This window comes from uncultured Psychroserpens sp., from assembly GCF_947494225.1.
Lineage (GTDB): Bacteria > Bacteroidota > Bacteroidia > Flavobacteriales > Flavobacteriaceae > Psychroserpens.
The window spans coordinates 60,547-73,309 of record NZ_CANLUG010000011.1 but is presented as its reverse complement, the minus strand read 5'-3'; the positions used below and the strand labels follow the sequence as shown (position 1 = coordinate 73,309).

The following is a 12,763-nucleotide window of genomic DNA, read 5'->3' as shown; positions in this document are numbered from 1 at the left end:
AGTGTTCCACCACACTCATCGTATGATCCACTTAACTCACCTTGAACTTCTCCTGAAATCTCACATGCTCCAGTTCCACCATTAGTGTATCCTAATGATCCTGCTTCGTATGAATTAGCTTCCTCACATGAAATCTCCATGTCTTCCACGTCATCAAATTCAGCCATCGGTGCTGGTAATACTGTGATTGTTTTCTTAGCTGTTATCGTTCTTCCACATTCATCAGTGTAAGTCCAATCAACTTCTAAAAGACCACCACACTCATCGTATGATCCGCTTAACTCTCCTTGAGCTTCACCTGAAATTAAACAAGTGCTTGATCCACCATTAGTATATGATAATGATCCTGGCTCGAATGAATTTGCTTCCTCACATGAAATCTCCATGTCTTCTACTTCATCAAACTCTGCCATTGGTGCTGGTAATACTGTAACAGTTTTCTTAGCTGTTATCGTTCTACCGCAATCATCTGTATATGTATAATCTACGTAAATAAAACCTCCACATGTTGTGTAATCTCCAATTACTTCACCTTCTACTTCACCAGATATTTCACATACTCCAGTTCCACCATTAGTGTATCCTAAAGGACTTGATTCAAAAACTAATGCTTCTGCACAAGTCACTTCCATATCTTCTACTTCATCAAACTCAGCCATTGGTGCTGGGTCAACAGTAATAATATATGGTCCTGCACTTAAAGGTCGATCACAAGAATCTAAACCATCGTAAGATACAGTTATTGTACCACCACACTCATCATATTGAGCATTCACAGTAGCTTCAATAGAACCAGAAACAGCACATGCTCCTTCTTGTACACCATTACTATATGTCGCATCATTTGCTGAAAAACCAGCTGCATCCTCACATGAAATGTTAGATGGGAATGATGGAGCTTCTAAAGTAGCTTCAGGTGTTGGTAAAACTGTAATTGTTTGGCTTTCAGAAACACTTAATCCACAATCATCAGTTGCAGTCCAAGTTCTAATAACCGTTCCACCTAAACATGCTCCATTTAAATTACTCGTATCATCACTTACGTTGATTGACACTTTAGATGAACAATTATCTGTAGCTGTAACGTTCTTTGGTGTAAATGGAATTTGATCAATACAATCTACAACAACGTCATCTGGTACTCCATTTAATACAGGAGGCTCTTGATCTCCACCTCTATATATAACAACTATAGGATCTGCAAAATTCCCACAATTATCTTGAATTGTGTACGTGTATTCCGCATACCACTTACAGTCACTTCCTTTAGAAACTTCAGATTTTTCAACTAATACGTCTCCACAATTGTCAATAAACAATGCTGCAATATCCTCAACAGTAGGACCTTGAGCTTTATCTGAAAAGCACAAGTTCAATCCATTTTCTCCAGTAGGAATTGCTACTTTCTTGTCCAAAAATGGTGGTTGAATATCGCCTCCAGAATACGTTACTACTAGATCTGGCACTACTGTGTTACCACAGGCATCCTTAACAGTATATGTATACACTGCAGACCATAAGCAATCTGTTCCTTCTGGTGCTCCGTCTTTAGTAACAATAACATCGCTACAATTATCTGAATACAACTCAGCAATATCTGCTATTGATGGTCCCTCAGGAGCATCGTCATAACATAAATTTAAGCCGGTCTCTCCAACAGGCAGCACTGCACCATCATTTAATTCTGGTGGAGTTAAATCACCTCCATTGTAGACGATTTTGATTTGCTCTTCAAAGTCTCCACACTTAACATCGTAAGTGTACTCAACTCTCCAGTCGCAATCATTTCCTTCTTGCAAGGTTGTTTTAATAACCTCAGCCGGGATGTCACCACACTGATTTAAATAAAGATTCGCCACGTCAGCCTCTGTAGGCCCCGGAGGCGCATCGTCTAGACAACGGTTGAAGAACGTACTTCGACCGGCATCTTGTGCAAACATTGTACTTGTACTAAACGCAAAAAGCATGATAAAGACGAGTAACGTCTTCACGCTTTTAGTTTGTTTAGTCATAAGATCAATGCTACAACACGATAGGTTTGTAATAGACTGCCAAATTTTGGCGCGCCTACCACTTCGAGTAAAATTGCTCATAAACATAACATTTGGTTTTAAATTAAAATTATCTTAACATTTATATTGACAATACATGTATTGTCAGCAAAGCGCAAATACGATATTTGCGTATAAGCTTCAAAATAAAATATGATGTACTGCAAAGCAGAACATCAAACTAGAATGATGTCATTCTAAATCAATAAATGCTAATAATCAATTGTTGTGCTATTAAACAATTTTTAAGGTAAGAACAGTAAATTTATATGCTATTATTTAATCTACTATTGGGTTGCGAGTGAACAGAACTCACCACAACTTACTTTCAAAAATATATTATAAAATACTGACAGCCAAATAAATTTATCCTTTTTTTTGATATTAAACAGTTGAACATTTTTTTTTGCATTTAATCGAAAAGTAATTCATTTTCGATGTAAAAATCATCGATAAAATGTAAGGTCTTTTCAATCAAATTGTAAAAAATCAAATCTTCTTTAACAAATGGCACTTCAACTCTATAACTATCTAAAAACGACTCAATTAATGGAGAAGACTTTAGAGGTTTTCTGAAATAAATTGCTTGGGAGGCATTAAGCAATTCTATAGACAATACTCTTTTTAAATTATAAACGACTTTGTAGCATTGTGTGGCTGCATTAGCGCCCATACTTACATGGTCCTCCTGGCCATTACTAGAGACAATACTATCTACACTGGCTGGTGACGCTAATTGCTTGTTTGCGCTTACGATACTTGCGGCTGTATATTGAGGAATCATGAACCCAGAATTTAACCCAGGATTGTCAACTAAAAATGCAGGCAACCCTCTCAGTCCTGAAACTAATTGATAAATTCGTCTTTCAGAAATATTTCCAAGCTCTGCCACTGCGATTTTTAAATAGTCTAAAGCTAGTGCCAAAGGTTGGCCATGAAAATTTCCACCAGATATAATTTCATCTTCACCAACAAAAATATTTGGATTATCGGTTACGGCGTTAATTTCGGTTTTAAAGACTTGAGACACAAAACTCAAAGTATCTTTTGTTGCTCCATGAACTTGTGGAATACATCTAAAAGAATAAGGGTCTTGTACATGTTTCTTTTTCTGTTGGATAAGCTCACTTCCTTCTAAAAATGTCCTAACACGTTCGGCCGTTTTGATTTGCCCTTGGTGTGGTCTAACTAGATGAACCAACTCATTAAATGGTTCTATTCTGCCGTCAAATGCTTCGAGTGAAATGCCACTTATTAAGTCGGCAAAATAAGACAACTTATAAGATTCCAGAAGTAAATGAATTCCGTAGGCACTCATGAATTGTGTTCCATTTAATAGCGCCAAACCTTCCTTTGATTTTAGTTGGATGGGATCCCAATTAAACTGAGTCAATATCTCTTGAGCTTTACAGACGTTTCCTTTATAACGTACCTCCCCTTTTGCTATTAGTGGTAAAGCCAAATGTGCAAGAGGAGCCAAATCTCCTGATGCCCCTAAAGACCCTTGGGTATAAATAACGGGTAGAACGTCGTTATTATAAAAATCTATTAATCGCTGTACCGTTTCTAACTGAACACCACTATGTCCATAACTAAGGGATTGCACCTTAAGTAATAACATTAGTTTCACAACAGGTTGTGGTACTTCATCTCCAGTACCACATGCATGTGACATTACCAAATTTTCTTGCAACTGCGTCAACTTATCTTTCGAAATCTTAACATCACATAAAGAACCAAATCCTGTATTAATTCCATAAATAGGTTCATCTTGATTCTTAATTTTTTCATCAAGATAATCTCTACATTTTTGGATTTTATCAATCGCTGTTTCTGAGAGTTCTATCTTCCTATTCTGAAAAATGATATCACAAATAGTTGTTAGTTCTAATATTTCCGAAGATATAAAATGAGTCGTGTTCATATAAAAATGTTTCGGTCTCAAAATTCAGAATAACATTTCTACTTTGCAACAAATGTTAATAATTAATAAAATGTGAATTAAAATATTAATAATCTGTATTTTTGAGTAACTAAAACAATTATAATTATGAAAAGATTAATTATTGCTCTTTTTGCATTGTCTATTATTGCATGTGAGCAAGAACCTAAAATTGATTATGCTGTGCTTTCTGGAACAATCGAGAATTCAAAAGCTACAAAAGCAGTATTATCAAATGCCGATTTTAAATCGGAAATTGAAATCAAAGAGAATGGTACTTTTTCTGACACATTACGTATTTCTGAAAATGGATTTTATTCACTCTCTTTTGGACGAGAAAGCACCTCAATGTATATCAAAAAAGGAGATAACATTAATGTTACAGTAGATGCTAAAGAATTTGATGAAACAGTAACTTATACTGGCGAGGGTTCTGTAGAGAACAACTACTTAGCTAAAAAATATCTAAACAATGAAGAAGCCACTAAAGACGCGGCTGTTTTTTATGCTTTAGAAGAAGGGCCTTACAAAGAAGCTCTAGCTAAAATAAAATCTACGAATCTTGAAGCTTTGAGTGCACTTGAAAATGCTGATGCCGATTTTCTTGCTACTGAAAAAGAAAATTTAGTTTATGACGAATATGGTATGATTAATCGTTATGGTAACTATCATTCTTATTATGCAAAAAAGCCAGATTTCGAAGTATCTGAAAACTTTGTTCCTGATGCTATAAAAAACTTGGCTTTAGACAATGAAAAAGCATATAAGTCGTCTCAAGCGTATAGAAGTATTGTTATGGGTAAATCTCTAGACCCAATTTATGAGGCTATTGGTGATGATCATCTTGCTACAACAACAGAGCATTTAAAAAGTATTGAGACTATTAAAATTCCTGCTTTAAAAAATGACGTAATTAATAGTCTATCTGATTTTCTTGTGTCACCAGGAAACCCAAATATGGAATCTATAAATAACTTTTTCATTAGTAATCTTACAGATGAAGATGCAAAAAAAGGTTTAAGAGAAAAGTTTGAAAAAAATAAAGATCTAATAAAAGGTAAACCTTCTCCTGTTTTTAATAATTATAAGAATCATAAAGGAGGAGATATGTCTTTATCTGATTTAAAAGGGAAATATGTTTATGTTGATGTTTGGGCAACATGGTGTGGCCCTTGTATCAGAGAAATACCTTCCTTAAAAGAGGTTGAAAAGAAATTTCACAATGAGAACATAGAATTTGTAAGTATCTCTGCTGATGATGGTAGAGGTTATGACGGTGAAACACCAGAAGAAAAAGCGCTTTTAGCTAAAGAAGGTTGGGCTGAAATGATTGTTGAAAAAGAACTGGGTGGTATTCAGCTCTATGCTGATAATGCCTTTAATTCATCTTTTCTAAAAGATTACCAAATCAATGCTATTCCTCGCTTTATTTTAATAGATCCTAATGGAAATATTGTTAGTGCAGATGCACCAAGACCTTCTAATCCTAAATTAGTTGAGTTATTGGAGCAAGAGCTTAAAATGCAGCCTTAAGCAATCTATTTATAACTTAAAAAAAAGCCACTTTTAACGAGTGGCTTTTTTTATTTTTATATATTATAAATTAGTTGTTTTTATGTCTTTCTTGTTATTTAATGTACAGAAAATGTGTAGATTTAAACTCACGAATACAAGGGATGTCGAAAACTTAAAAGAGTAGACTTAAATTAAAGCTGAAGAGCATTATACTTAAGCATTTATGAAGCAAATTAAATTATTATTTGGATTAGTTTTTATTTTAACACTAATGGGTTGTGAATCTGAGTCAACTACTCAACTAGAAGACAACACTCAAGCAAGAATGAGTCCTTACAATTTAGATGAAAAATCAAAAATTGTTTGGAATGAAGATGCCCAATTGTTTCAATATAATCATGAAATTAATGAAGGAGACGAAGTAGTTTTATATGAATGGAAAGGTGATCTTATTAAGAATTATTTGACTTCAAATAATAGTGAAAATCAATTCTTATCAAGAGAAATAAGTTCTGGTAGACATCTTTTATTTGTTACAACTCATTATGGTCCTAATGGTACCTCTTGGACAACTTGTCAACAGAGTGATTATAACCCTTTAAATGACACTTTCGGACCTCCATACGATATTGAATGCCCAGCAAGTATAATTGTTGTTCAATAGATAACTTAAAAAAAAAAGCCACTTTAATGAGTGGCTTTTTTTGTATCTTCTTTATTACTTTGACCTTCTGCAGCTTCAGGTTGTTCTGGCTGTCTAAATAAATCAATATAAGCCTCTCCAAGTGCCTCTATTACATGACTAGCAATTAAACTCTGATAGCCCAAATCTTCAATAGCGATATCTGCAGCTCTTCCATGTAAATAAACTCCAAAAACAGTAGCCGCTAGTGCATCATAACCTTGTGCCATTAAACCTGAAATAACACCTGTTAAAACGTCTCCCATTCCGGCTGTTGCCATACCAGGGTTTCCAGTTGTATTGATATAATATTTGTCATGAAAAACTGTTATAGTATTCGCACCTTTTATAACAACAACAGCCTTATACTTTTTTGAAAATACCTTCGTTTTTTTGAGTTTATCAAAATCGTCTTTCCATTTACCAATTAATCGTTCTAGTTCTTTTGGGTGTGGTGTTAAAACACATTGCTCTGGAAGTAGTTTCAACAACGCTTTTTTCTTGGATAGCATGTTTAATCCATCTGCATCAATAACCAATGGCGTTTTATTAGTTTTTAGGAATTTCTCCAAAGCAGAAATCGTCTTAACATTCGTGCCCATTCCAATTCCCAATCCAATAACTTTTGGTTCTATATCAAATGAAATGTTAGAAATAAAAGTTTCCTCCTCATCTGTAATAACCATGGCTTCTGGGAAAGCTGTTTGTAAAATTTGGTAACCACATTTTGGAACAAAAGCGGTTACTAATCCTGCTCCTATGGAAAGTGCTGCACGACTTGCCAATACAACTGAGCCCATCTTTCCATAACTTCCACCAAGAACTAAACCATGTCCGAAATCACCTTTATGAGCAAATTTCTCTCGAGGTTTATAAATAGGCAATACTTCATGTTTTCCTATTAAATCTGCCTCTGTTTCTGTCATAAACAAAAACTCTCGATCAATTCCAATATCTAGTACTTCCCATTGCACAGAATACTTTGATGTTTCGGGTAAAAAGAAAATGAGTTTTGGTGACTGGAAACTTAATGTATAATTAGCCCATACCACTCCATTTTCATCTTCAGGAACTTTATCTGTATAAGCTCCAGATGGAATATCGACAGACAAGGTAAATGCTTTGCTATTTCTTAAATGAACAAACAAGGATTTTACCCAGTCATTTGCAGGTCTGTTAAGTCCTATTCCAAAAATTGCATCTACGATAATATCATCTTTATGTATTTCTGGAAAATCGGCTTCGCAGCTTAACATATTCGGCCATTTCTTAGTAGTTTGTTTAATCAAATCATAGTTTACTAAAAAATCTTGAGATCGTTTATCGCTACAATTAACCACATAGGTATTAACATTATATCCATGCGTTATTAAGTGTCTAGCAATAACCAATCCATCACCTCCATTATTTCCAATGCCACAAAACACATGTATGGGAACCTGAGCTCCTTGCATGCGTACATGTAGCCAATTAAAAATTTGTATTCCAGCACGCTCCATTAATTCAGTAGAGGAAATATTTTGCTTTTTTGACGTTAGTTGGTCGCCTTCGTAAATTTGTTCTTTAGAAAAAATCTTCATGTAAGAGGTTATAATCTGTTGTTAAATTGATAGCTTTTTTTCTTAACAAGGTACTTTATACCATTAGCCTAATTTTAAACTAAAAAACAGGTAAAACAACCTTTTAAGTTTTTTTATTCTTGTAAAAATAATACATTTGAAAGGTATAGACGATTTTTATGTTAAACGACACGCAAATATCCTTACATCATACCCTAATATTCAATGAGGCAACTCATGGCATGACTACCCTTAGGGGTTTTTAGTTTGTCATATACTCAACACATTATAAGTCCTTGCTTAAAGGATTAAAAAAGAAAAATCAACTCATTTATAAATCACTACAAATGAATGTTTTAAAATTTGGTGGAACTTCTGTAGGTTCTGCAAAAAACATAAATAACGTTATAACAATCCTTAATGATTATGCAAAAAAGGATAAAGTAATTTGTGTTGTCTCAGCCGTTGGCGGTATTACAGATAAACTTCTTAAAGCGGGAGAATTAGCACAAAATAAAGACAAAAGCTACGTCTTAGAATTTGATCAAATTACCGAAAAGCATCATTCTATATTAGAGACATTAATACCTTCAGATAATACTGAAATTTCCAACCACTTGAATGCAAAATTGCAGGAGTTAAAAAGTCTGCTAGATGGTATTTTCTTGATTAATGAGTTATCTCAAAAAACTTCAGATAAACTTTTAAGTTTTGGTGAATTGTTATCATCATTTATAATTGCAGAAACTATAAAAAACAGAGGTTTAAACTGTCTTAGAAAAAATAGTCAAGATCTTATCATTACAAATTCCAATTTCACCAAAGGAGAAGTTCTTTTAGAACTAACGAATACTAACATAAAAGACTACTTTTCGGAAGCTAAAGAGCGTATCACGATATTACCAGGTTTTATTTCAAAATCTGAATCTGGCGAGCAGACGACTTTAGGACGTGGAGGATCAGATTTTACTGCTGCACTCGTTGCCTCCGCTCTAAAAGTGAATAGGCTTGAAATTTGGACCGACGTTAGTGGTATGTATACTGCGAATCCTAAGCTTGTGCAACAAGCAATTCCGATTAAAAAGTTATCTTATCAGGAAGCCATGGAACTCTCTCATTTTGGTGCCAAAGTTCTATATGCCCCTACGGTACAACCCGTTCTAGATGCAGAAATTCCTATTCTAATAAAAAACACGTTAAAACCAAATGACGAAGGGACTCTCATTTCAAAGTTAAATGAGCAAAACGGATTAGCAGTAAAAGGAATTAGTCACATTAGTAATATTTCACTAATTACACTTCAAGGAAGTGGAATGGTTGGTATTCCTGGTTTTTCGAAACGCTTATTTGAAACCTTGGCAAATGAAAAAATTAATATCATTTTAATTACACAAGCCTCATCAGAGCATTCAATTTGTTTAGGTATTGATCAAAGCCATGTAGACATTGCAAAATCTGCTATTGATACTACTTTCGAGTATGAAATATCACTTCATAAAATAGACCCTATACTTGTTGAAAACGACCTTTCAATTGTAGCCTTGGTAGGAGACAACATGAAAAACCATCAAGGTATTAGTGGAAAAATGTTTAGAAGTTTAGGCAAAAACAATATTAACATAAGAGCCATTGCCCAAGGTGCTTCTGAACGAAACATTTCTGCAGTAATTGCCAATAAAGATGTTAAAAAAGCACTTAACACATTACACGAAAGTTTTTTCGAGGTTAAAACAAAACGACTCAACGTTTTTATCACAGGAGTTGGTAACGTTGGCGAAAAACTTATTGATCAAATTCAACAACAACACGCCTTTTTAATGAAAAAATTAAAGATAGACGTTAGAATTGTTGGAATGGCCAATTCACGCAAGATGATTTTTAATGAAAATGGGATCGATTTAGATAATTGGACATCTCAATTTCATTATGCAGAAAAGTCGAGCTTAGGTGGTTTTTTTGACAAGGTTATTGCTCTAAATTTAAGAAATAGCATCTTTGTTGACATTACGGCAAATGAGGCCGTAGCTAAACTTTACAACGACTATTTAAGACAAAGTATCGCCGTTGTAGCATGTAATAAAATTGCCTGCGCTAGCTCTTATGATACTTATAAAGAATTGAAAGGATTGTCTCTAAAATACAACGCGCCATTTTTGTTTGAAACCAATGTTGGCGCTGGATTACCAATCATTAATACACTAAACAATTTAGTCGCTTCTGGTGATAAAGTAACCAGTATTGAAGCTGTTTTATCTGGTAGCTTAAACTTTGTTTTCAATAATTTTAGCGATAAAAACAACTTTCATGACACTGTAAAGCGTGCGCAATTTGAAGGTTATACAGAGCCCGATCCAAGAATAGATTTAAGTGGTATTGATGTGGCTAGAAAGATGTTAATTTTAGCCAGAGAAAACGGAATGAAAATGGAAATTGAAGACATAGAAAATGAATCTTTTTTAACCAAGGACAGCTTAGAAAGCAGTTCCATTGATGATTTTTATGAAACTTTAAAAACTAATGAAGATCATTTCCAAAAGCTGTATGCGTCTGCTAAAAACAATAATTGTCAACTCAAATATGTTGCAGAATTTAAAAGGGGTAAAGCCAAAGTTGGGCTCAAAGAAGTTCCCGAAGGCCACCCGTTTTATAATTTGGAGGGTAAAGATAATATTGTAATGTTCCACACAGAGCGATATCCAGAGCAGCCACTTATAGTAAAAGGAGCTGGTGCTGGAGCCGATGTTACTGCTTCAGGACTTTTCGCCGATATAATAAGAATAGGAAACAACTAATGAAGGAACTTAAAATATTCTCACCTGCCACTGTAGCAAATGTATCATGTGGATTTGACGTGCTCGGATTTTGTTTAGACTCTATTGGGGACGAAATGGTTGTAAGAAAGACGGACAAAAAAGGTATCCATATTACAAAAATCACTGGTTACGATTTACCGTTCGATCCTGAAAAAAATGTTGCCGGTGTATCCGCATTAGCATTATTAAAAGACGTGCAACCTGATTTTGGTTTTGAGATTGAAATCTATAAAAAAATCAAACCCGGAAGTGGTGTTGGAAGTAGTGCTGCAAGTGCTGTTGGAAGTGTATTTGCAATGAATGAAATTTTGGGAAGACCTTATAATAGAACTGAACTCACTAATTTCGCTATGAAAGGCGAAGCCTTAGCAAGTAAGAGTGAACACGCCGACAATATTGCGCCTGCTATTTTTGGTGGATTTACGCTCGTTAAATCAGTTGCGCCTTTGGATATTTTACAACTTCCTACACCTAACGATCTATGGGCCGTAATTATTCATCCTCAAATTGAAATCAAAACGGCAGAAGCTCGGGCTATTTTACCTAAAAATATACCTTTAAAAGATGCCATAACACAATGGTCTAATGTTGGTAGTCTAGTACATGCCTTACATTCAAACGATTATGATTTATTAAGTAAATCGCTAACTGATGTCGTAGTAGAACCACATCGAAGTAAACTTATCCCACACTTTGATTTAATTAGAGAAACTGTACTTAAACACGGAGCATTAGGTTGTGGAATTTCAGGTTCTGGACCTTCTATTTTTAGTTTAAGCCATGGCCATAAAAAAGCTCAAAATGTTGCAGAGGCAATCCAAAACGTATTTGTCAAGACAAATATTCCTTTCGAAATATATATTTCAAAAATAAACACCCAAGGCATCAAAATTTTATAAATGAACTATTACAGTCTAAATAGAGAAGCACCAAACACAACGTTCGAAAAAGCAGTAATAAAGGGACTTGCACCAGATAGAGGTTTATATTTCCCAGAACACATTACCCCTTTACCTCCATCATTTTTTGAAACTATTGGAGACAAATCTAACAGTGATATTGCTTTTGAAGCCATTAAACAATTTGTAAGCCCTGAAATTCCTGAAGCCGTATTAAAAAAGATAATTGAAGAAACACTTACGTTTGATTTCCCCATAATACCACTAAATGACAACATATCAACTTTAGAATTGTTTCATGGACCAACCATGGCTTTCAAAGACGTTGGTGCACGATTTATGGCGAGGTGTCTTGGTTATTTTAATCAAAACAACACGAACGAAGTTACAGTTTTAGTTGCTACTTCAGGAGATACTGGAGGTGCCGTTGCTAATGGTTTTCTTGGTGTTGAAGGTGTAAATGTTGTCATTTTGTATCCTTCAGGAAAAGTTAGTGATATTCAAGAAAAGCAACTCACAACCCTTGGTCAAAATATCACCGCACTTGAGGTAGATGGAGTTTTTGATGACTGTCAGGACATGGTGAAAAAGGCGTTTTTAGATGAATCGATTACTCAAAAAACACAATTAACATCTGCCAATTCTATCAACGTAGCAAGATGGTTACCTCAATTATTCTATTTTATGTTTGCTTATAGAGAATTGCATAAAAAACATAACAACATCGTATTCTCTATTCCTAGTGGAAACTTTGGAAATATTTGTGCTGGTATGATGGCACAAAAACTGGGACTCCCAGTAAATCATTTTATTGCTTCAAACAATGCAAATAATGTTGTTACCAATTATTTAAAAACCAAAAACTATAGTCCGAGACCTTCAGTACCAACTATTAGCAATGCGATGGATGTAGGAAATCCAAGTAATTTTATTCGTATTCAAGAAATTTATGATAACAATTTTGACCAACTCAAGACCAACCTATCATCATTTAGTTATACAGACGCTCAAACCAAAGAAGCGCTATTAGAAATTTACGAGCAGTTTAACTACGTTGCAGATCCTCATGGTGCTGTTGGCTATTTAGGTTGCAAAGACTATCTTAAAACGGACAATGGTGCCCATTGTGTTTTTCTTGAAACGGCACATCCTACTAAATTTTTAGACGTTGTAGAGGGTGTTATAAAAACTCAACTCAAACTGCCTCCTCAAATTAAAGCGGTTATAGATAAAGATAAAGTTGCTATAAAGATTTCTAGTTACCAAGATTTGAAAGATTTTTTACAAAATCGTTAATCCTAT

At 34.5% G+C, this 12,763-nt stretch carries 8 protein-coding genes; 5 read left to right on the top strand and 3 right to left on the bottom strand.

The features are described from left to right. Both Q0893_RS18860 and hutH read right to left on the bottom strand, forming a co-directional pair. Positions 1–1,991: hypothetical protein (locus tag Q0893_RS18860; RefSeq protein WP_299278703.1), on the bottom strand; the 1,991-nt coding region annotated here is incomplete at its 3' end. Positions 1,992–2,463: 472 nt separating this feature from the next. Next, positions 2,464–3,975, bottom strand: coding sequence for a histidine ammonia-lyase (gene hutH, locus Q0893_RS18855; RefSeq protein ID WP_299278700.1), 1,512 nt, complete (start codon positions 3,973–3,975; stop codon positions 2,464–2,466). Positions 3,976–4,101: 126 nt separating this feature from the next. On the opposite strand from hutH, the gene Q0893_RS18850 reads away from it, so the two are divergent. Continuing rightward, the gene (locus tag Q0893_RS18850) at positions 4,102–5,526 is read left to right on the top strand and encodes a TlpA disulfide reductase family protein (protein WP_299278697.1); all 1,425 of its coding nucleotides are present in this window, start codon (positions 4,102–4,104) and stop codon (positions 5,524–5,526) included. 205 nt (positions 5,527–5,731) lie between these two features. Then, on the top strand, positions 5,732–6,172 hold the full coding sequence (locus tag Q0893_RS18845) for a hypothetical protein (RefSeq protein WP_299278694.1): 441 nt from the start codon (positions 5,732–5,734) through the stop codon (positions 6,170–6,172). A 23-nt stretch (positions 6,173–6,195) separates the two neighbouring features. Here Q0893_RS18845 and Q0893_RS18840 read toward each other — a convergent pair whose 3' ends face one another. Further along, entirely contained in the window at positions 6,196–7,770 is a 1,575-nt protein-coding gene (locus Q0893_RS18840) for an NAD(P)H-hydrate dehydratase (protein WP_299278691.1), read from the bottom strand. Positions 7,771–8,096: 326 nt separating this feature from the next. Here Q0893_RS18840 and thrA point away from each other — a divergent pair, with 326 nt between their 5' ends. From thrA to thrC, 3 genes are read left to right on the top strand one after another with little or no spacing between them, the layout of a single operon-like run. Next, the gene (gene thrA / locus Q0893_RS18835; protein WP_299278688.1) at positions 8,097–10,541 is read left to right on the top strand and encodes a bifunctional aspartate kinase/homoserine dehydrogenase I; all 2,445 of its coding nucleotides are present in this window, start codon (positions 8,097–8,099) and stop codon (positions 10,539–10,541) included. Further along, complete coding sequence (locus Q0893_RS18830; protein ID WP_298904867.1) at positions 10,541–11,461, top strand: homoserine kinase; 921 nt, start codon at positions 10,541–10,543, stop codon at positions 11,459–11,461. The genes thrA and Q0893_RS18830 overlap by 1 nt, the downstream gene beginning before the upstream one ends. Next, complete coding sequence (gene thrC, locus Q0893_RS18825; RefSeq protein ID WP_299278684.1) at positions 11,462–12,757, top strand: threonine synthase; 1,296 nt, start codon at positions 11,462–11,464, stop codon at positions 12,755–12,757. The last annotated feature ends 6 nt before the right edge of the window (positions 12,758–12,763 follow it).